The 20,842-nt window shown below is 70.0% G+C and carries 20 protein-coding genes and 1 tRNA gene; 10 read left to right on the top strand and 11 right to left on the bottom strand.

Going from position 1 to position 20,842, the window contains the following annotated elements; all coding sequences use genetic code 11:
• The first annotated feature begins 5 nt into the window (after positions 1–5).
• The 5 genes from ACGF3C_RS25205 to ACGF3C_RS25185 are packed head-to-tail and all read left to right on the top strand — an operon-like array spanning position 6 to position 3,637.
• Positions 6–527, top strand: a complete 522-nt coding sequence (locus ACGF3C_RS25205; RefSeq protein ID WP_393225682.1) for a topology modulation protein — start codon at positions 6–8, stop codon at positions 525–527.
• A gap of 24 nt (positions 528–551) precedes the next feature.
• Positions 552–1,367, top strand: coding sequence for a class I SAM-dependent methyltransferase (locus tag ACGF3C_RS25200; protein WP_393225679.1), 816 nt, complete (start codon positions 552–554; stop codon positions 1,365–1,367).
• On the top strand, positions 1,364–2,146 hold the full coding sequence (locus ACGF3C_RS25195) for a phosphotransferase (protein ID WP_377674238.1): 783 nt from the start codon (positions 1,364–1,366) through the stop codon (positions 2,144–2,146). The genes ACGF3C_RS25200 and ACGF3C_RS25195 overlap by 4 nt, the downstream gene beginning before the upstream one ends.
• Positions 2,122–2,775 (top strand): histidine phosphatase family protein, encoded by a 654-nt coding sequence (locus tag ACGF3C_RS25190; protein ID WP_393225676.1) that lies wholly within the window; start codon positions 2,122–2,124, stop codon positions 2,773–2,775. Before ACGF3C_RS25195 ends, ACGF3C_RS25190 begins: the two co-directional genes overlap by 25 nt.
• Entirely contained in the window at positions 2,768–3,637 is an 870-nt protein-coding gene (locus tag ACGF3C_RS25185; protein WP_393225673.1) for an aminoglycoside phosphotransferase family protein, read from the top strand. Before ACGF3C_RS25190 ends, ACGF3C_RS25185 begins: the two co-directional genes overlap by 8 nt.
• A 591-nt stretch (positions 3,638–4,228) precedes the next feature.
• Here the strand turns inward: ACGF3C_RS25185 and ACGF3C_RS25180 are convergent.
• Positions 4,229–4,300, bottom strand: a tRNA-Val gene (locus ACGF3C_RS25180).
• Between the two features lie 50 nt (positions 4,301–4,350).
• The gene (locus tag ACGF3C_RS25175; RefSeq protein WP_393225670.1) at positions 4,351–4,995 is read right to left on the bottom strand and encodes a PGPGW domain-containing protein; all 645 of its coding nucleotides are present in this window, start codon (positions 4,993–4,995) and stop codon (positions 4,351–4,353) included.
• 273 nt (positions 4,996–5,268) lie between these two features.
• Between ACGF3C_RS25175 and ACGF3C_RS25170 the strand changes: the two genes are divergently transcribed.
• Complete coding sequence (locus tag ACGF3C_RS25170) at positions 5,269–5,700, top strand: SsgA family sporulation/cell division regulator (protein ID WP_007457244.1); 432 nt, start codon at positions 5,269–5,271, stop codon at positions 5,698–5,700.
• A 279-nt stretch (positions 5,701–5,979) separates the two neighbouring features.
• Here ACGF3C_RS25170 and ACGF3C_RS25165 read toward each other — a convergent pair whose 3' ends face one another.
• Positions 5,980–6,756 (bottom strand): glucose 1-dehydrogenase, encoded by a 777-nt coding sequence (locus ACGF3C_RS25165; protein ID WP_112677167.1) that lies wholly within the window; start codon positions 6,754–6,756, stop codon positions 5,980–5,982.
• A gap of 202 nt (positions 6,757–6,958) precedes the next feature.
• Between ACGF3C_RS25165 and ACGF3C_RS25160 the strand changes: the two genes are divergently transcribed.
• A complete protein-coding gene (locus ACGF3C_RS25160) occupies positions 6,959–7,951 on the top strand; it encodes an AraC family transcriptional regulator (RefSeq protein WP_357221737.1) in 993 nt (330 codons plus the stop codon).
• Positions 7,952–7,958: 7 nt separating this feature from the next.
• On the top strand, positions 7,959–8,414 hold the full coding sequence (locus ACGF3C_RS25155) for an Rrf2 family transcriptional regulator (protein WP_030333674.1): 456 nt from the start codon (positions 7,959–7,961) through the stop codon (positions 8,412–8,414).
• A 21-nt stretch (positions 8,415–8,435) separates the two neighbouring features.
• Here the strand turns inward: ACGF3C_RS25155 and ACGF3C_RS25150 are convergent, their stop codons facing one another.
• From ACGF3C_RS25150 to ACGF3C_RS25115, 8 genes are all read right to left on the bottom strand, one after another.
• Positions 8,436–9,401 (bottom strand): acetylxylan esterase, encoded by a 966-nt coding sequence (locus tag ACGF3C_RS25150; RefSeq protein WP_393225666.1) that lies wholly within the window; start codon positions 9,399–9,401, stop codon positions 8,436–8,438.
• A gap of 97 nt (positions 9,402–9,498) precedes the next feature.
• The gene (locus ACGF3C_RS25145) at positions 9,499–10,182 is read right to left on the bottom strand and encodes an N-acetylmannosamine-6-phosphate 2-epimerase (protein ID WP_357261999.1); all 684 of its coding nucleotides are present in this window, start codon (positions 10,180–10,182) and stop codon (positions 9,499–9,501) included.
• Entirely contained in the window at positions 10,179–11,126 is a 948-nt protein-coding gene (locus tag ACGF3C_RS25140; RefSeq protein ID WP_393225663.1) for an ROK family protein, read from the bottom strand. Before ACGF3C_RS25140 ends, ACGF3C_RS25145 begins: the two co-directional genes overlap by 4 nt.
• Positions 11,127–11,128: 2 nt before the next feature.
• Entirely contained in the window at positions 11,129–12,067 is a 939-nt protein-coding gene (locus ACGF3C_RS25135) for a dihydrodipicolinate synthase family protein (RefSeq protein ID WP_112677052.1), read from the bottom strand.
• Entirely contained in the window at positions 12,064–13,137 is a 1,074-nt protein-coding gene (locus ACGF3C_RS25130) for an ABC transporter ATP-binding protein (protein WP_357227652.1), read from the bottom strand. Before ACGF3C_RS25130 ends, ACGF3C_RS25135 begins: the two co-directional genes overlap by 4 nt.
• The gene (locus ACGF3C_RS25125) at positions 13,134–15,092 is read right to left on the bottom strand and encodes a dipeptide/oligopeptide/nickel ABC transporter permease/ATP-binding protein (RefSeq protein WP_393225660.1); all 1,959 of its coding nucleotides are present in this window, start codon (positions 15,090–15,092) and stop codon (positions 13,134–13,136) included. The genes ACGF3C_RS25130 and ACGF3C_RS25125 overlap by 4 nt, the downstream gene beginning before the upstream one ends.
• Positions 15,092–16,048, bottom strand: a complete 957-nt coding sequence (locus tag ACGF3C_RS25120) for an ABC transporter permease (RefSeq protein WP_124859013.1) — start codon at positions 16,046–16,048, stop codon at positions 15,092–15,094. Before ACGF3C_RS25120 ends, ACGF3C_RS25125 begins: the two co-directional genes overlap by 1 nt.
• A gap of 105 nt (positions 16,049–16,153) precedes the next feature.
• On the bottom strand, positions 16,154–17,779 hold the full coding sequence (locus ACGF3C_RS25115; RefSeq protein ID WP_357227646.1) for an ABC transporter substrate-binding protein: 1,626 nt from the start codon (positions 17,777–17,779) through the stop codon (positions 16,154–16,156).
• 137 nt (positions 17,780–17,916) lie between these two features.
• Between ACGF3C_RS25115 and ACGF3C_RS25110 the strand changes: the two genes are divergently transcribed.
• Both ACGF3C_RS25110 and ACGF3C_RS25105 read left to right on the top strand, forming a co-directional pair.
• Positions 17,917–18,648, top strand: coding sequence for a FadR/GntR family transcriptional regulator (locus tag ACGF3C_RS25110; protein WP_357227644.1), 732 nt, complete (start codon positions 17,917–17,919; stop codon positions 18,646–18,648).
• Positions 18,649–19,098: 450 nt separating this feature from the next.
• On the top strand, positions 19,099–20,823 hold the full coding sequence (locus tag ACGF3C_RS25105) for an exo-alpha-sialidase (protein ID WP_393225656.1): 1,725 nt from the start codon (positions 19,099–19,101) through the stop codon (positions 20,821–20,823).
• Positions 20,824–20,842 lie beyond the last annotated feature (19 nt).

Genomic DNA, 20,842 nt, shown 5'->3' with positions numbered 1-20,842 from the left:
GAACCATGGACAGGATCGCCATCATCGGCTGCGGCGGCAGCGGCAAGTCCACCGTCGCGCGCCAGTTGGCCCGGGTCCTGGACGTACCGCTGACTCACCTCGACGCGACCTACTACGACCAGCACTGGAAGCCGCTACAGCAGGACGAGTTCGCCGCCCAGCAGGAGAAAATCGTAGCTGGCGAGCGATGGATCATCGAAGGAAATTACGCCGGCACCCTGCCCATCCGGCTCGCCGCTGCCGACACCGTGATCTTCCTCGACCTACCCGCCACAACCTGCCTGTGGGGCATCGCCCAACGCCGCTGGCGCTACCGCGGCGGACAACACCACCAGGACGGCGTCTACGACCGCATCACCTGGAACTTCGTCCGCTACGTCCTCAGCTACCGACGCACCATGCGCCCGCGAGTTCAGAACCTGCTCCGCGAGCACGGACCACACGTCCGCTTGATCACCCTCACCAGCCGCCGCCAAGCGGCCCATCTGATCAAACGCGTCCGCGACGAGCACCAACCCGTGACCTGACCGCAGCGGAACGGGAGGCGGCAGATGTCGGCCAACCCGTTCCTTGACCCCACCCTGGTCCACGGCGACCTCTACCGGGGCGACGGCCGGCTCGCCGACCGCACCCAAGCACTGCATCGCGCCAAGATCAGCGGAAGCGACGTCGCCGACACGATCGCCAACCTGCTCGCCGCCCGGGTTCCACGCGGGGCGGCCGTGCTCGACATCGGTTGCGGGCGCGGCACCACAACTCTGCGCCTGGCAGACCGGCTCCGGCCCCGGCGGCTCATTGCCGTCGACGCTTCGGCCGCGCTTCTCCGAACCACCCGCGACCGCCTCGGGGACGCTGGGGCGTTGGGCTCGGTGGTCTGCGCTGACTTTCACCACCTGCCGCTGCTGGACAGCGTCGCCGACGCCGCAGTTGCCGCCTTCTGCCTGTATCACTCTCCGACGCCGAGCCTGGCCGTAGCGGAGATCGCCCGCTGCCTACGCCCTGGCGGTGCAGCCGTCCTGGTCACCAAGTCGCTGGACAGCTACGCCGAACTCGACCATCTCGTCCGCGCCGCCGGCCTCGACCCGCACGGCACCAGTCGACCGAGCCTCTATGAGAGCTTTCACAGCGGCAACCTGCACACCATCGCCGCCACCAACCTGATAGTCATCGACGTCCAGCGCGAGGAACACGTCTTCCACTTCGCGGACGCCACGCACCTCGCCCGCTACCTCACCACCACACCGAAATACCGGATCACCCTGACCGGCGGGATCCCCGCCCTCGCAGCGACCCTCCGACTGCGGCTGCCCGCACCGCCCTACACAACCCAATCCATTGTCAGCTACGCGATAGCGGTGCGGCCATGAGTGGCGCCGCCTTCGTCAAACGGTACGACGATCCAGAACGCTGCGCCGCCGCTGCCGCCCACCACGCCTGGCTAGCCGGCTTGGGCTCCGGCGTACGTCTGCCCGCGCTTGTCGCGCGGGGCGTCCGGCATCTGATCTTCGAACGGTTGCCGGGGCACATACCGGAGATGAACGATCTTCCGCGGGCCGCTGCAGCACTCGGCCGGCTCCACGCTGCCGCGCACCGGCATGAACTGTGGGCCGCCCGTCTCGATCAACCCCACATCACCTCGATCGGACTCGTTATCCCCGACTTCGCCAGCACGCGGCAGGAGGCGTTACACCGCGCAGCTGCCGCCTCGGGCGTCCACGGGTCGGCCATCGACGCCGTACTCGACCGAGCCGGACAGCCCGCGGCGTTCTACAAGGACCCGAACATCCGGAACTACCTCGCGGAAGGCGATGACATGGCCGTCGTCGACTTCGACGACCTGACGCTCGCTCCCTTCGGCTACGACTTAGCCGGCCTGCTGGTTACCGCCTCCATGACCTACGGCAGCCTCGGGGAGCAAACCCTCGCCCACTGCCTGCACGCCTACCGCGTCGTGGTCGCGCCCCAGCTCTGCAGCCTGGCCGACCTGAAGCAGTACGCCGAACTGCACCACCTGCTGACGCTGCGATACCTCGGCCGCAACGGCTACCGGCACCCCTGGCCCACCGTCCGGCCCTGGCCCGCCCCGTTCCCCACCGAGTCGACCAGAACAGGAGCCCTCAGATGGCCCCCACGACCGAACTCGTGATCGCCCGCCACGGCGAAGCCGCCTGCAATGTCGCCGGAATCGTCGGCGGCAAGCGGGGCTGCACCGGCCTCACCGACCTCGGTCGGAAGCAGGCGGAACAACTCGCCGCCCGGCTGGCCGCCGAGCACGCCCACCGACCATATGCCGCCTTCTACGCCACACCCCGACTGCGCGTGGCCCAGACCGCCGAGATCATCACCCGAGCCCTGCGCTTGTCCGCCACCATCGACCCGAACCTCCGCGGCCCCAACCACGGCGGAGCCGACGGCCGGCCCTGGGTGGACGTCAAGACCTCCTTCCAAGGGCCGCCTCAGCACAACCCCGACCATCAGTACGCTTCCGGCTCCGAGACATGGAACGAGTACCTCGACCGGGCCCACGAGGCACTACAGAAGATCCTCGCCCGCCACGATGGTGAACGAATTCTCGTCGCGGCCCACGGGGAAACAGTCGAAGCGGCGCACACCCTGCTCCTCGGCCTGCCCCGGAATGCCTGCCTGCGGCTCGGCTTCGTCACCGACCATGCCTCTCTCACCCAGTGGCAGCGGCCAACCAACCGCTTCGGCCGCACCATCTGGCAGCTGGTCACCCACAACGACACCCGACACCTCCGGCCCCGCCATGACTGACCTCGACGTTCACCTCGCGCTCTGCCAACGTCTCCTCAACACCGACGCCAAGCCCGTGAGCTGGCACCCCGGCCACGCCGGCACTCGCGTCCTACGTGCCTCGCCGACCGCGCACGGTGAGGTCATTGTCAAGATCCACCGCAGTCCGGAACGCCACATCCAGGAAGTCCACGCTTACCGCACCTGGGTCCCCGCCTTCGGCGACCGGGCACCCCGGCTGCTGGCGAGCACCGACGACCCACCGACCATCATCATCACTGCCGTACCGGGCCTCCCACTCAGCCAGCGGCAGCTCGACCACGAGTCCGAGCAGGACGCATACCGGCAGGCAGGACAATTACTCAAGACACTCCACGCCGCCGAGCTGCCCCGCCTCGAACCGGACTGGACGGACTGGCTTGCGGAACGCGCCGAGTACTGGATCCACCTCGCCGGAGATCGGATTACGCCCAACTACCGCGCCGAGGTACGCGCCCACATGCGAGCACTACGAGACCTCGCACCGCTACCAGCCGCGCCGTGCCACCTCGACTTCATGCCTCGCAACATGCTCTACGGCGACGACGGCATACTCCGGCTGATCGACTTCGAGCACAGCCGCTACGACCTCCCCGCCCGCGACCTCGTACGTCTCGCCGCTCGCATCTGGCCCCGCCGCCCTTACCTCAGCAGAATCTTTTTCGATGCATATGGCCAGCTCGACAACGTCGACCGCGAGGTTCTCAAACACTGTGCCCACCTCGATGCGCTGACGACGTGGTGCACCACAACCCCGGATGATGTCAAGCGTGGCGGCGACGTTTCCATCACCACTGCCTCCGTCCTCGCCGGCGGCTGGCACTCCGACCTAACTCGCCCATAGGATCCGTGCGCTATTCCCCGCTGCCACGACCACGATGGACTAGATCCTCACTGTTGAAGCCTCGAAGCAAGAGGGACGGTGCACAGGCGACCGCCGTATCCCCGTTTTCCGCTGCCTACGAACCAGCGGACCCGCCGGACTAAACGAGTCTGTCAAACGAACGTCTCTGTCTCGTAGAATTGGATGACGTTCTTGGTGGGCACAAAGAACGTCTCCGATGTCCTGACGCGCAGGGCGAGCTGGCGCACCGCCTCATCGAAGCCGGCAGTGGGGCACGTGGTGCGCCAGCAGCAGAACGGCGGGTATATCGAGGCTGATCCAGGCGTACGAGTCGGGCCAGCGCTCGGAGACGGTGTCCACGGCATCGGCGGCCGTCGAGCGCCTGGCAAGCGGGCCCGTGCGGCTTTCCAGCCTTTGGCGACTTCGGGTGTGGCCGGCGCGGACGGCAGGGCGCACGCGACGACGCGTTGGCTCACCGGCGACCCGAGCTTCGCCGCTGCTCCCCATCTGCTCCCAATGTAAGCCGCACATGCATCAAAGCCCGTTACCGACCATCTCGGCAACGGGCTTCTGAACTGCAGAAACTAAGGGTGGGCGATGCTGGTATCGAACCAGCGACCTCTTCGGTGTGAACGAAGCGCTCTCCCACTGAGCTAATCGCCCTCAGCGCCACTGACTCTACCCGATCGTGGAACCGGACCGGAAATCCGGGGTCAGTGCGTCGCCAGGTACTGCATCGCCTCAGCGACCACGTCGATGCCGAGGCTGTACTTGAGGGACAGCCAGACCACCGTGGCCACGAAGACCAGGCCGACGGAGCCGAGCACGATTCGCACCAGCAGCGACTGCCTCGTTACCCAGCGTGTCCAGCCGTGGACGTGGCGACGGGTGAAGCCGAGCAGCCGTCGAGCCCAGTGGTATTCGACGGCCCAGATGCCCAGGCCGGCGATCACCAGCAGCCAGCCCGGCCCGGGGAGCGGGATCAGGGCGATGCCGATGGTCACCACGAGCGCCCCGGCGATCGCGATGAAGATCTTGAGTGCGATCCGCCCGGTGGGGTTGGCGCGGATGAGGTCGAGGGTCAGCGAGATCCGTTCACGCCAGCGAGGCCGGCGCGGAGGATCCTGCACGGCGATCCCGCCACCACCAACGGCGGCGTCGTCACCGGCGGCAGCGTTGTCACCACGACCAGCACCGGCGCCGCCGCCACCGGACCGTCCGGCGTCGGACGCCGGCCGACCGGCCCGTTCGGGCTGCTCCATCGGCACTCCGTACCCCCGCTTTTCGGCTGCTCGGACCGCGACTTTCGGCGGGCCGGGTGCCGCCGCGGGATCCACTGAGGATTGCTTCGTCACCATTTCACCCCCCAGTGTCGCTCGGGCCCGTCACTGCAACGGCCGACTGGACGTTACCGGAGTAAGTCGACGACTGAGCCACCCGATACCGGGCGGGATCACGCACTGGGCAGAACCGGAAATCCTACATGAATGCTCACATTCACGCGGCCTTTCCGTCCCCCTTCCCACCACTGGGTGAAGTCAGCGTATGGCGGAGCGTAGCCAGAGGTAGCACCTGAGTATGGGAAAAGCGGGACACGCGCGTTCCGCAGCGGTGCCGGGGGGAGAACGTCCATGAGTGTCATCCGACCGACGACCGTAGAGGTCGAGACGTCGCTAAGGCTCGTCGCACCTGACGCCACCGCCTTGCCGGTGCGTGCCAGTCTGCGTTACGACCCTGCTGACCCGTATGCGGTCCATGTCCTGTTCCATGCCGAATCGGCAGGGGGCGAGGCGGTGAGCTGGTCGTTCGCTCGCGAACTTCTGGTCACCGGCCTGGACGAGCCGGCCGGCATCGGGGACGTTCGGGTCTGGCCCTGGGCCACACCGCGCGGCGACTTCGTCGCGCTGGCCCTCTCGTCACCGGACGGCAACGCCCTCTTCGAGGTGCCGCGCAGCGTCCTGGTGCGTTTCCTTCGACGGACCTACGTCGTCGTCCCGCGCGGCCGTGAGGCCGAGCACCTGGACGTCGACACGGCGGTGAACCGGCTGCTCGCCGGTCGCTGACCGCCCGAACCTGCAACACCGGCCACACCGGGGCCGCGCGGATCTGCCGAGTCCGCGCGGCCCCGGCACACACCCAGGGCGTGATTCGGAAGTGTCGGTCGAGCCGAGCCGGAGTCCAGGCGTCGTCCGGCAAGGCGGAGCGGCGTCCGGATACCGGTGTTGTATCCGGACGTTGCGACAACGCCGCCGGACGGCGGCTGGGCCCGGCGCAGGCCGGCCAGCACTTCCGAATCACGCCCTAAGGGGTACGCGGGCAGCGCTCCCCGGGTCGGCCGGTGCTCAGCCGTGCGTGGTGATGCCGCCGTCGACGGGGATGACCGCTCCGGTCAGGTACGCGCCGGCGCGCGACGAGAGGTAGATGGCCGTGCCGGCCATGTCCTCGGGGCGCCCGATCCGGCCGAGCGGCACCTGCTGCTCGATGGCGGCCCGGCTCGCCGGGTCGTCGAGCGCGAACGCCATCATCTTGCTCTCGAACGGGCCGGGCGCTATCGCGTTGACGGTGATCTGCTCCCCGGCGAGTTGGTGGGCGAGGCTGCGGGTGAGCATGTGCACGGCGGCCTTGGTGGCCGAGTACGCGTACACCTCCATCATTGGCACCCGGATGCCGTCGATCGACCCGATGTTGATCACGCGGGCCGGGTCGTCGGCGCTGGCGGCGGCGCGCAGCGCCGGCAGCAGCGCCGTGGTGAGCCGGAAGACGGCCTTGACGTTGACCGCCCAGAGCTTGTCGAACGCGGCCTCGGGGTAGTCCTCCAGTGGTGCGCCCCAGGTCGCTCCGGCGTTGTTGACCAGCACGTCGAGGCGGCCGAAGCGCTCGCGCACGGCGGCGGCCAACATTTCGGCGCCGGCGTCGTCGCTGAGGTCGGCGGGGATAGCCTCGCAGCGACCCTCGGCGGACAGGGTGGTGGCGACCGCCTCGCAGACGTCAGCCTTGCGGGACGAGATGATCACGTGTGCGCCGGCCCGGACGAAGCCCTGGGCGATCATCAGCCCGATCCCCCGCGATCCGCCGGTGACCAGGACCGTCTTACCTTCGACCGAGAACAGCTGCGTCATGCCCATCCCATCGCGAGTCGGCGGGTGCCGGCGGCCGGTCAGGTGACCGGCGGATACCGGGTGGACCGCGGACCGACGGCGCTACCGCCGGGTAACGTAGCCCGGCCGCCGGGACCGGGACAAGCCCGCAGCTTGCCGCGGATTCCGCTGCGAACGTCGATCGGGATGCGGTGACCTGCGGTTCGGGCTACCGTCGCAGGCGATGGTCTCCACCGATCCCTCCCCCGCGCCATCGATCGGAACGGCGTCTCCCGTCACCGACGAGATAGCCACGTTCGCGCTGGCCGATCTTGCCGGTGCCCCGGGCTGGCGTCGGCCGGTGATCGTCGAGCGGGAGCTTCTGATTCTCACCACGCGTGGGCACGGCGACGCGGAACTCGACTTTCACCTGCTGCCGTGCCGGCCCGGCACGCTGCTGCGGGTCCGCCCCGGCCAGGTGCTGCGCTGCGCCGGCCCCCAGTTCGACGCCACAGTGGTTGCCTGGGACGCCGAGGCGCTGCGCGGCTTCGACGTCGACCTGACCACGACCGCGACATGGCGGCAGTTGGCGGGTGAGGACGAGGACGCGGTGATCAGCGAGGTGAGCCAGTTGGCGGTGGACTGCCGGCGGCACCCCGACAGCCCTACCGCCCGCGCGCTGCTCCGGCACCAACTGGCCGTGCTGTTGCTGCGGCTGGCCGTGGCCCGCGACGACCGGTCGCCGTCCCGACCCGAGGACGAGACGTTCCGCAGGTTCCGCCGCGAGGTGGAGCACGGCTACCCGCGAACCCGGCGGGTGGAGGATTATGCGGCCGAGCTCGGCTGCTCGGTGCGGACCCTGACCCGGGCCTGCCTGGCCGTCACCGGTCGCAGCGCCAAGCAGGTCATCGACGAGCGGGTCGCCTTGCAGGCCGGCCGGCTACTGGCCGCGACAGATCAGCCGATCGCCCAGATCGGCCGGCGGCTCGGCTTCTCCGAACCCACGAACTTCGGCCGCTTCTTCACCCGCGAGGTCGGGGTCAGCCCCGGCGCGTTCCGGGCCGCCCGGGATCAACCGGCGGCCGGCCGGGTGGTCCGGCCTCGACCGCCGGCGGAGTCGACGGGCGTCAACAGCGGCTGGTTCCGCCCCGGCACCCTCGGCGAACCCGCCAACGGCGGGTACGCCACGAGACCCGGGCCGCCCGCCGGAGGGCTGGGCGGCACCGGCCGGGCATGATGGCAGGGTGCAGATCTCCGCGCGCGGCGACTACGCGGTACGGGCGGCGTTGAGCCTCGCCACCGCGTACCCCTCGCTGCTGTCCACCCAGGCCATCGCCGCGGAGCAGGACATGCCCCGCAAGTTCCTGGAGGCGGTCCTGGCGGATCTGCGCCGGGCCGGCATCGTCCGCGCCCAACGCGGCGCCGAGGGCGGCTACACCCTCGCCCGCCCACCCCGCGAGGTGACCGTCGGCGCGGTGCTGCGCGCCGTCGAGGGCCCCCTGGCCGGGGTACGCGGGCTGCGCCCCGAGGAGACCCGGTACGAGGGCTCGGCGGAGAACCTGCCCGGCCTGTGGGTGGCGGTCCGCGCCGCCGTCCGGCGGGTCGTCGACGAGGTGAGCCTCGCCGAGATCGTCAGCGGTCGACTGCCCGCGCACGTCCGCAAGCTCACCGCGCTGCCCGACGCGTGGGAGCCGCGCTGACGCCAGCAGCGGGTGCTGTCCTCAGCGGCCGAAGAGCTTGCGCAGCCAGGCGAGTTGTTCGAGCTGCTGGTGCGCCTCGCCACCTTCGTGGTCGTTGAACTCGTACACGCGCACCTCCTTGTCGCCCCCGTAGCGGTGGTAGGCGGCGAAGCAGGTCGAGGGCGGGCAGATCCGGTCCATCATCGCGATGGAGAACAGCGCGGGCGCGGTCGCGCCGGATGCGAGCACGGCGGCGTCGACGTACGACAACGTACGGAACACCTGACTGCTCTGGTCACGGTGGAGCGCGAGATACTCGGCGACCTCGCCGTAGGGGCCTTCGGCGGCGACCCGGACGGCGCGCGGGAAGTCACACATGAAGGGCACGTCGGGCATGGCCGCCGCCACGCCCGGAAACAGCGCGGCGACCGCCAGTGACAAGCCGCCTCCCTGGCTGATGCCGGTGACGACGACCCGGTCGGGCTCGACGGCGGGATGCTCCTGGGCAGCCTGGGCGAACCGGACCGCGTCGGTGATCAGCCTGCGGTAGTAGAACTCCTCCGGGCTGGTGACCCCGCGAGTGAGGAAACCCGGAACGGTGCCTGCTGGGTAAGGGTGCGCATCGGCGGTGCCGCCGGGCGCGGCACTCCAGCCCTGACCCCGGGTGTCCATGATGAGATGCGCGAAGCCCGCCGAGGCCCAGAAGAGTTTCTCGTGCGGCAGCCCACGGCCTCGGCCGTACCCGAGGTACTCGACCACGCACGCCAACGGCTCGGTGGCGTGCGCCGGCAGGTGCAGCCAGCCGTGCACCGGCTCGCCGCCGGAGCCGGGGACGGTGACCGAGAAGGTGTGGATCTGGGTGAGGCCGGTGTCGACGGGCTCGTACGTCGCCGCTGCGGCACTGGCGGCACCCAGCGTCCGGCCCCAGAAGGCGTCCAGGTCCTCCGGAACAGTCAGGTCGGGTCGGTACGCCCAGCAGTCGGCGACGGTGAGATCGCTCAGAGCCACAGCTTGGCCTCCAGGACAGCAGGATTGTCAGTTGTCAGTGGGGTGGACCGTCGCCCGCGACGCGGAACCGCGGCCCGACGGCTCGTGCTCCGACCGCTTACCGGCCGGCGTTCGCCATCGCCGATGTGAACCACCCGGTGATGGTGCTGGGGTGGGTGATCGCCGTGCCCACCACCACCGTCCACGCCCCGGCCCGCAGCGCCTGCGCCGCGTGGGCCGGTGTGTGGATCCGACCCTCCGCGACCACCGGCACGTCGATCGACCTGGAGAGCCGGGCGACCAGGTCCAGGTCGGGGCCGGGCTGCTTGGTGGTGTACGCGGTGTAGCCGGCCAGTGTGGTGCCGACCAGGTCGGCACCCGCCGCAGCGGCGGCGACCCCCTCGTCGAGGGTGGAGCAGTCGGCCATCACCAGAGCCCCGGTCAGGTCGTGGACGGCGGCGATGGTGTCACCGAGGGTTCGGCCGTCGGGCCGGGGCCGCGCGGTGCCGTCAAGGGCCACGACGTGCGCGCCGGCCCGGGCCACCGACAGCGCGTGCTCCAGCGTGGGGGTGATGAAGACGTCGTCGTCCCCGTCCTTCCACAGACCGATCAGCGGCAGGTCGACCGCCCCCCGGATGGCCGCGATGTCCGCCAGGCCCTGGGCGCGAATGCCGGCGGCACCGCCCTGGGCGGCGGCGAGGGCCACCCGGCGCATCGTGTCCGGGCTGCGCATCGGCTCACCGGGGTACGCCTGGCAGGAGACGACGAGGCGGTGGCGGAGCTGTGCGATCAGCTTGTTCATGCGGTGCCCTCCCAGGCGAGTGCGGCGGCGCCGAGAAGTGGGGCGTCCGATCCGAGGGCCGTGGCCAGGACGGGCACGTCGTCCAGATTGGGCAACGTCTCCCGCCGCACGGCGCCCCGGAGTGCCTGCCACCAGGTGTCGCCGAGGCCGGCGACACCGCCGCCGATGACGACGACAGCGGGGTCGAGCATGTTGACCAGCCCGCCGACCGCCGAGCCGACGGCGGCCCCACCCAGCAGGACCACCTCCCGGGCTGTGGCGTCACCGTCCGCCGCGCGCTCGGCCACCGTGCGCAGGTCGCCGACCGGCTGACCGGTACGCCGCACGTACTCCTCGGTGAGAGCGGGCCCGGAGGCGATCGCCTCCAGGTGCCCCCGCCCGCCGCAGGTGCAGGGCAACTGTCCGGCGTACGGCGAGGGCTGGTGGCCGGCGTGGCCGGCGGCGGAGTGGGCGCCGGTCAGCGCGGTGCCGTCGACGACGAACGAGGCGCCGATACCGGTGCCGACCGCTATGAAGAGCATCGTCTGGTGGCCGACCGCCACGCCGTGCCGCGCCTCACCGAGGGCGTGCGCGTGCACGTCGTTGATGGCTGAGACGGGCAGGTCGAGCAGTGCCCGCAGTCGGCCACTCAGGTCCGTGCCGGCCCAACCGGCCAGGGCGTCGGTGGCCGACAGCACCCGACCCGTCCGGTGGTCGATCACCCCGGCGCTACCGACGCCGAGGGCACGGATGCGGGTTCCCGTCGCCCTCGCCCGCAGCCGACCGACGAGGTCGGCTGCGGTGTCGATGATGGCGGTCGCCCCGGCCCGGCCGGGGGTGGGGACGGTGATCTTGTCGATGACCTCGCCGTGGCGGGTCACGATGGCAGCGGCCGTCTTGGTGCCCCCGATGTCGAGCGCGGCCACCGCCACGTCGACGACCGGGGGCTCGGGTGCCTCGGACATGGCTAGAGCAGCCCCGCCAGCTCCAACTGGGCACGCACCCGGCTCGCCTCATCGGCGTCGAGCGGTCGCAGCGGAAGCGACACGGCGTTGCTGTCGATGACGCCGAGCAGGGCCAGAGCGGTCTTGAACGCGCCCACGCCCCGGGTCGCCCCTGCCGCCGTCGCCGGGTCGGCCGCGTCGACGATCCGGAACAACCGGGTCAGTCGGTCCTGCTCCGCGCGGGCAGTGTCCCAGTCGCCGGTCACGCAGGCCCGGTGGAGCCGCACGTAGCCCTCCGGGTCCACGTTGCCCAGGCCGGGGACGGAACCGGAGGCGCCGGCGAGCATCATCGCGTCGACCACCACCTCGTGGCCGGTCAACAGGCTGAAGCCGGCGTTCGGCGCGTGTTCCGCGATGGACAGCACCAGTTGGCGGAAGGAGACGTCGTCACCGCTGGAGTCCTTGACGCCGGCGAGGACGCCCTCCGCGGCGAGTCGGCTCAGCAGGCCCGGCGACAGCTTGGTGTGCACGCAGACCGGAATGTCGTACGCCAGCAGCGGAAGCTCGACCGAAGCGGCGAGGGACCGGAAGTGCCGCTCGACCTCGTGGGGGCCGACAATGGCGTAGAAGGGGGCGGTGGCCACCAGGCCGTCGACACCCAGGCGCGTCGACGCGTCGGCCCGGTCGAGGACCCGCCGGGTGGTCGGCTCGATGCAGCCCGCGATGACGGGTACGGTCCCGCCGACGGTCTTCACGACGGTTTCGAGAGCCTGGTCCCGCTGACTGTCCGTGAGGAACACCGTCTCGCCGGAGCTGCCGAGGGCGAAGATGCCGTCGACGCCGGCGGTGAGCATCCGCTCGACGAGCCGTTCAAGGGAGGCGACGTCGACCGCCCCCTCCTCGGTCAGGGGGGTGACGACCGGCGGCACGACTCCGGCGAACCGCGGGGCTGGGGTGGTCACGCTGACTCCTTGACGTGTAGGGGGGTGGTGCGGCCGGTCGATGCTCTGGCGAGTTCGACCAGCTCTGTGTTGCTGGATCCAGCAGGAACGGGGTGGTAGCACCGGAACTCGTGGGCACCGGCACCGCCGTCGCCCGACCGGACCGGCGGCATCTCGATGGCGCAGCCGTCGGTCGCCTTCCAGCACCGGGTGCGGAACGGGCATCCGGTCGGCGGTTTCGTGGCGAGTGGAACGGGGCCGACGAGCGGGATCGGGTCGAGTGGCGAGAGCAGCCCCGGCGTGGCGGAGAAGAGCGCCCGGGTGTACGGGTGCTGGGCGACCTCGGGGAGCCCGGCGGCGGGCGCCTGCTCCACGATCCGGCCGAGGTACATGGTGACCACGCGGTCACTGATCCGCTTGACCGTCTGGATGTCGTGCGAGACGAAGACCATGGCCAGGTCCAGACGCTCCTTGAGGTCCAGGAGCAGGTTGAGGATCTGCGCCCGGACCGACACGTCGAGGGCGCTGGTGGGCTCGTCGGCGATGACCAGCCCTGGCTCCAGGGCCAGGGCACGCGCGATGGACACCCGCTGGCGTTGGCCGCCGGAGAGCTGGCTCGGCAGCACGTCGGCGACCGACCGGGGCAGCCCGACCAGCGCCATCAGCTCCCTGACCCGCTCCTCGCGCTCCTTGCGGGTGCCGCGACGGTGCACGTCGAGCGGGTCGCGCAGGATATCGCGGACCGGCATGCGCCGGTTCAGCGACGTGGCCGGATCCTGGAAGATCATGCCGACGCCGGCGCCGATGTGCAGTCGGCGTTCCGCCGCGTTCATCGACCAGACGTCCTTGCCGGAGAAGGCAACAGTGCCGCTCGTCGGCCGCTGGAGGCCCACCAGCACCTTGGCCATCGTGGACTTGCCGCAGCCGGACTCGCCGACGACACCGATCGTCTCGCCGGCACGCACGGTCAGGTCCGCGCCGGTGAGGGCATACACCCGCTCGCGGCCGAACAGGCCACCACCTCGGGTGCGATGCACCACGTGCACGTCGCGCAGTTCGACGATCGACTGGTGTGGGACTGACGCGCTCATCGGGCCAGCTCCCCTTCCCTGACGGTGACGGCCGGGTGGTGGCAGGCGTACCGGTGGGCGGGAACGCCCTCCAGACGGGGCGTCTCCTCCCGGCAGACCTCGGTGGCCATGGGGCAGCGATCAGCGAACCGGCAGCCCGATGGGAAGTCGGCCGGCGACGGCACCACGCCGCGGATCTGGGTGAGCCGCTCCGCGCCGGCCTCGAGGGAGAGCACAGAACCGAGAAGACCTCGGGCGTAGTGGTGCGCCGGCGCGCCGACCACGTCGGCGGTGACACCGCTCTCGACGATCTGCCCGCCGTACATCACCACGACCCGGTCCGCGACGTCGCTGACCAGCGCGAGGTCGTGGCTGACCAGGATCAGCGCGAAGCCGAGCTGGCCGCGCAGCCGCAGCAGCAGCTCCATGACCTGCGCCTGGACCGTGACGTCCAGCGCGGTGGTCGGCTCGTCAGCGATGATCAGGCGCGGATCCCGCGACAGCGCCATGGCGATCACCACGCGCTGCCGCTGCCCACCGGAGAGTTCGTGCGGGTACGCGGACAGGGTGCGCCGCGCGTCGAGGCCCACCAGCTCCATCAGCTCCTGGGCCGACCGCGTGCCGCCACGGCTGGTCATCTGGGCGAGCTGGGGGCCGATGCGCAGTGAGGGGTTCAGGGCCGAGAGGGCGTCCTGGTAGACCATCGCGATCTCGCGCCCCATCAGGGCACGGCGTCGTTTGGTGCTCACCGTCAGCAGGTCGGTGCCCGCGAAGCGGACCTCGCCGCGGACCCGGGCGCCCTGCGGCAGCAGGCCCATCACGGCGAGGGAGGTCAGCGACTTGCCGGAGCCGGACTCCCCCACCAGGCCGAGGACCTCACCGGGGCGGATGTCGAAGGTCAGGTCGTCGACGATGTCGACGCCGCTGTGGCGTCCCTCGAACCCGATCGACAGGTTCCGGACCTCCAGGACGGGCTCCCCGTCCGGGAGGGGGCGGGCGCGCTCGCGCAGCCGCTGCGCGGCCTCGGCCAGGCCGGGCAGTTGCACCACCTCACCGGAGCCGGGCTGCGCCTCCTCCTGCGCGTCCCCGATCTTCGTGGCGGTGGCACGCCGCGCCGCCGGGGCGGCCCAGGCGTCGGACATCCCTTCGGAGAGCACGTTCAGGGCGAGCACGGTGAGCAGGATCAGCAGGCCGGGGAAGAACGTGGCCCACCAGCCACCGATCTGCACCATCTCCTTGCCGAAGGCGATGACCGAGCCCCACGAGGAGGCGGCTTCCTGGGGTGCCAGCCCGCCACCGATGAACGAGAGCGATGCCTCGAACACGATGGCGTCGGCCACCATGACGGTGACGAAGACGAGGATCGGGGCGGCGCAGTTACGCAGGATGTGCCGCCAGAGGATGTGCGGTCGCCGCGCGCCGATGATCCGTTCGGCCGCGACGTAGTCCTCGCGGTACTGCGAGAGCACGTTGGCGCGCACGATGCGCGCGATCGAGGGCACGAAGACGAAACCGATCGCAACCACGAGGACCAGGAGGCTGTTCTTGCCGAACGAGATGATCAGCAGGGCGGAGAGCACGATGGCGGGGAAGGCCATGACGACGTCGAGGCACCGCATCACCACCTCGTCGACAGCGGGCCGGCTGGTTCCGGCCAGCGCGCCCAGGATCGCGCCGATCACCAGGGCGATGCCGGCGCTGCCAAAGCCCACGATCAACGAACGCCGGGTGCCGGCGACCAGCCGCGAGAACACGTCGCGTCCGAGCTTGTCCAGCCCGAACCAGTAGTCGCCGTTCGGGCCGGTCAGCGCGGGGCCGAGCCCGGCCTGCGCGGGGTCGTGTCGCAGGATCAGCGGCGCGAAGATGCCCACCACGACGATGAGCAGGACGAAGCTCAGTGCGACCCGAGCCGTGACGCTGAGCCGTTTGAAGGCGATGCCGGGAGCCGACAGCCTGGCGGTGAGTGTTCGACGCATCAGTGGGCTCCGCGCAGTCGAGGGTTGGCGAAGAGGTAGAGGATGTCGACCACCAGGTTCACCAGGACGAAGCAGATGGCGATCGTCAGCACGGTTCCCTGGGCGAGGGCGGTGTCGTTCTGCTGGACCGCGCTCATGATCTGGGTGCCCATGCCGGGCAGCGAGAAGATGGCCTCGATGACGACAGTGCCGCCCAGCAGGTAGCCGATTCGCAGGCCCAGCACGGTGAGCGGGTTGACCAGCGCGTTGCGCAGCACGTTGCGTCCGACCACCACGCGGGGCGGCAGCCCGGCGCCGATCGCCGTCCGCACGTAGTCCTTGTCGAGTTCCTCGACCATTGACGTCCGCACGATTCTGGCCAGTGAGCAGCCGACCGGCACGGCGAGGGCCAGCGCCGGCATGGCGAGGGACTGCAGCCAGAGGGAGAACGAGTCGCCGGGGTTGACGTACCCGCCGGTCGGGAAGACGGGGCGGCGGACCGACAGCTCCTGGATGAGCAGGAGAGCCAGCCAGAACGACGGCATGGCGATACCGGCCATCGAGACGAACCGGATGACCTGGTCGGGCCAGCGGTCCCGGTACAGCGCGGCGGGGATGCCGAGGGCCAACGCGATGACCAGCGCGCCGACGATACCGAGGGCGGTCAGCTGGATGGTCAGCGGCAGCGCGGTGGCGATCTTGTCGGCGACCGGGACGGACGGCGGGAAGGTCACGCCGAGATCGCCCCGGAGCAGGTCGCCCAGGAAGTGCAGGTACCGCAGGGGCAGCGGGTCGTCGAGACCGTTGGCGGCCTTGAACGCGGCCACCTGCGCGGGGGTCGCCTGATCGCCCAGGACGGACAGCGCGGGATCGATCGGGGAGAACTGCATGATCACGAAGACGAAGATCGTGATGCCCAGCACCAGGGGTATCAGGGTCAGGAGTCGTCGCGCGACCAGGCTCAGAACGCTCAGCATGGTGTCTTTCTCTCGTCGAGGGCCGCCGGGACGTCCCGCCCAGCCCCAGGGACTGAGGGCCGGGCGGGACGCGGAGGGGCCAGGGTGGGGCCCCCGAGGTGGAGCTCAGCCCTTTCGGCTGGCGCCCAGGAAGTACAGGCCGGTGGTCGACGCACCCGAGAAGTCGGAGAGCTTCGCGGGGTCGTACGCGGTGACGACCTTGGTGTGCAGGATCGGGTACAGGGGGGCCTCCTCGGCCACCTTGTCCAGGGCCTGCTTCCACAGAGCCTTGCGGGCCGCCTCGTCGGAGGTCTGCGCCGCCTTGTCGAGCAGGTCGGCCATGGCCTTGCGGTCCGCGGCGCTCCACCGGTAACGCTGCCCCGGCCAGGTCTCGCCGTAGTAGAACCAGCGCATCAGCAGGTCGGTGTCGACGCCGAAGACGCTGGGGTCACCGGTGGCCATCAGCACCCGGAAGGTGTCCTTCGGAACGATGTCGCCGTAGATGGCCGAGGACGGCACCGTGTTGAGGCTGGCGGTGACGCCGATCTTCTTCCACTGCTCGATGACCAGCGGCGCGACATCCTTCACGACCGAGTTGTCAGTGGTGTCGAGCTGGAACGACAGGTTCGTGACACCGGCCTCCTGGAGCAGGCTCTTGGCCTTCTCCAGGTTGTAGTCGTAGACGGTGGCGGCCTTCTGGTAGTCCTTGTTGCCCTCGTCCAGGTAGCTCGTCGCCGGGCTGCCATAGCCGTTGAGGGCGGTCTTGATGACCTCGTCCTTGTTGATCGCGTAGTGCAGCGCCTGTCGCACCCGCTTGTCGTTGAACGGCGCCGCCGACGAGTTGAACATGAGGAAGACCTGGTTGAAGGCCTGCTTCACATCGACTGTGTACTTGTCCTTGAGCGAGTCGACGTTCAGGTACGGCACCGACTCGATGGCCTGGACCCGGCCGCCCTGCAGGTCGGACACCCGGGCGGAAGCCTCCGAGGTGGTGTTCCAGGTCATCGTCTCGACCTTGGCCGGACGCGGGCCGTTGTAGTTCGGATTCTTGCTGAGCTTGACACCCGACTCCTTGGACGCGCTGTCCAACTTGAACGGGCCGGAGCCGATCGGCGCCGTGTCAAAAACCTTCGACGCGGCCGCGTCCGCGGTCTTCGCCTTCGGCAGGATCTTGATGACGGCGATCCGCTCCGCGAACAGGGCGAACGGGTACTTGAGCTTGAACTCGGCCGTCGTCGCGTCCTTGGCCGTCACCGAGTCGATGAACGACACGAACCCCTGCATCAGCGGCGGGGCCTTGGGGTCGGCCGGCTTCAGCACGCGGGTGAAGGACCAGGCGACGTCCTCGGCGGTGACGGGGGTGCCGTCGGAGAACTTGGCTCCGTCACGCACCGCCACGGTGTAGGTGAGCCCGTCCGCGCTGGCCACCGGGTCTTCCTTGGCGAGTGCGCGGTATGGTTCCCGGGTAACCGGGTCAAGATCGATCAGACCCTCGAAGGTGTGCTGGTTGACCGCCGTCGCCACCGCCGACGAGGCGTTCGCCGGGTCGAACCCGCTAGAGAGGGTGAACGCGAGGGTGGTCTCGATCGACGTCTTCCCCCCGCTTCCCTCGACGGCGTTGGTCGAGGCCGGGCCGCCGCTGCAGGCGACCAGTCCGAGAGCGAGGGTTGCCGCGGTGGACGCGACGGCCAACGAACGGAACCGGCGCGGGGGGCGGCGCCGACTCTCCCTTGGCTCAACGGTGGTGCTCACGTAGCTGCCTCCATAGGCTCTTCATGCGCTCGCTTACCGCTCGCGCTGAGGGATTCGAAGATAATGGGGTCTGACGTCAGACATCTGATGCCGATATGGTGAGAGTGTCAGATCCGTGAACGAAGGGCAAGTGGCAGATGACGACCATTGACGCGTCCCCGCTACGCGGTGCGGAGCGCCCAGGTCCCCGCCGGCAGGAGGTGGGGGCCAAGATCAAGGAGTACATCCTGCGCAACCGCCTCAAGCCGGGAGACATTCTGCCCACCGAGGCGGAGCTGTGTGAGGCGGTGGGCGCAAGCCGCTCAAGCGTCCGCGAGGCCGTCAAGATCCTCTCTGCCCTCGACATCGTCGAGGTGCGGCACGGCCACGGCACCTTCGTCGGCCGCATGTCCCTCGCCGCCCTCGTGGAGGGTCTTACCTTCCGCGGCCTGCTCAGCGGCGAGGAGGACCATCACGTGCTGGGGCAGGTCGTCGACGTCCGGCAGACCCTCGAACAGGGCCTCGCAGCCCAGGTCATCGCCGTTCTCGACAGCGAGCACCAGGCCGCTCTCTCCACCCTCGCCGACGAGATGGAGAGTCTGGCCGCCCAGGGCAAGGACTTCCTCGACGTCGACCGGGCCTTCCACGTGAAGCTGCTGGAACCCCTCGGCAACGACCTGATCCTCCAGCTGACCGCGGCGTTCTGGCAGGTGCAGGCCATCGTCGCCCCCACGCTGCGGACCGAGCCGGAGGACCGGGTGATCACCGCCCATCGTCATCGGGCGATCGTGGACGCGATCGCCGCCGGCGACGTGGCGAACCTGCAGGCCGCCATCGCCGATCACTACGCGCCCATCCGGACGAGCATCGCCCGCATCGCGCAGCCCTGAAACCGGCACCGCCGTCGACGCTCCACGGAACGCACGGCGAATAAGTGTCCATTGTGCTTCGTGCAGATAAGACTGTCGCCGCGCCCGGTGACGCTGACCGTGCCCGCCGACCGGGCGCTCGTCCCGCATCCCGTGCTGCTCGCCGACCTGGGCGTGCCCGCCACTTGACGGCGCCCTCCTGGGTGACACCGCGCCAGGTGCGGGCCCGGGCGGTGGAGCCGGAGAGCCCGTCGGGCGGAGTCCCCTTCGGACAGACGTCGTGACCGCAGGGTCCACCCCGGACGGCAACGCCGTCACGCACCGCTCCGCGTCGATCTATTGACGACCAGTGCGACGTCCGGTTAGCGTCCCGACATCAGATATCCGACGTCTTATGCCTGACATCCCCCGTGCGCACCCCCGTCCCCCGGAAGGAATCCTGTGTCTCCTGTCCGAGCACTACCGCGCCGAATGACAGCGCTCCTGGCCGCCGTCCTCGGCGTGCTGGCGATCCTGCCCACCACGCCAGCTCACGCCGCCCCCGCCGGTGTGAGCACGACCGCCAGCTCCGACTGCACGACCGGCCGCCTCAACCTGCGGCTCACCAACGGCAGCACCACCGCGCAGACCTTCACCGTCACCTGGCCGGGCCGCACCAACTCGCCCTGGACCCGGACGGTCGCCGCCGGCAGCAGCAGCAGCGAGCTGTACTGGACCCTCCCGGCGGGCACGGCGTACACCCTGCGCACGACCACCCCGACCGGCCTGGACGACACCTCGGCCGGCATCTTCCACTGTGGCACTGGCATGTCCGCGGCCGCCAGCTACGACTGCACGGCCGGCCGGCTCCAGCTCGCGCTGGAGAACCGCACCACCACCGCCCGGGACTTCACCGTCACCTGGGCCGGACGCACCGGGTCCCCGTGGACCCGCAGCATCGCCGCCGGAGGCAACTACCTGCACTACTGGACCGTGGGCGCTGGCACCGCGTACACCCTGCGGGTCACCGCCCCCGGTTTCGACAGCACCCTGCGGGGCACCGCCGGTTGCGGCCTGGCCGCCGGCACCCCGCAGATGAACGCCACGACGGTCATCAGCACGCAGTCCGTCATCCGCAACCTCAACGGGCCCAACGGCCGTTACGACGGCACGTCCGCCTCGGTCCGCATCCCGGGCATGGCCGTCACCAACAACGGCACCGTGATCGCCGTCGCCGACGCCCGGATCAACGGCTCGTACGACCTCGGTGGCGGCACCAACAACATCCAGATCGCGATGACCCGCAGCACCGACGGCGGCCGCACCTTCGACCAGCCGCGGATCATCCACGCCCCCGCCACCACGAGCGAGGGAGCGGGCGACCCGAGCCTGCTGGTGGACCGCAGGACCGGCACCGTCTACTGCTTCTACACCTACTCCCCCAAGCCGGGCATCAGCTTCTGGTCCGGCTCCTCCGGTCTCAACACCGCCAACGACCCGAACAGCCTCCACCTGCAATACATCACCAGCCGGGACAACGGTGCCACCTGGAGCGCCCCGGTGGAGCTGAACCCGACGATCAAGGTCCCCACCTGGCAGCAGGCGTTCTTCTCCTCCGGGCACGGCATCCAGACCAGCACCGGGCGCCTGATCCAGCCGTTCGTCTACCGGGACGGGGCGGGTCTCACCCAGACCGGCAACATCTACAGCGACGACAGCGGCGTGACGTGGAAGCGCGGCGGCCCCGCCGGCGGGAACATCAACGAGAGCAAGGCGATCGAGCGCGGCACCGGGGCGATCGTGCAGAACATGCGGCACAACAGCACCCCCAGCCGCTTCTACTCGACGTCGACCGACGGTGGCGTGACGTTCGGCGCGGCCACGGCCAGCGCGGTGTTGACCGATCCGCTCTGCAACGCCGACGAGATCTCGTACCTGCGCCCGTCGGAGGTGGGCACGAACGGCGCGCCGACGCGCACCCGCACCGCGCTGTTCAGCAACAACGCGGCCCCGGCCGCGCGCAACGACCTCACCGTCCGGCTCTCCACCGACGACGGTGCCAGCTGGCCGGCGCGGGCACTGGTCAAACCGGGCGGCGCGGGCTACTCCACGATGGCCGTCCTCAACGACGGCACGATCGGAAACCTGTACGAGGTGGGCAACACCGGCGGGATCTTCTTCGCCCGCTTCACCCTCGACTGGGTCAAGGGGGCCTGACCGGCAACCTTCCGCCCCC

The sequence above is a fragment of the Micromonospora sp. NPDC047762 genome, assembly GCF_043204655.1.
Taxonomy (GTDB): Bacteria; Actinomycetota; Actinomycetes; order Mycobacteriales; family Micromonosporaceae; genus Micromonospora.
Note: the sequence above shows the minus strand (reverse complement) of the source record. Positions and strands in the feature narration are given on the sequence as shown.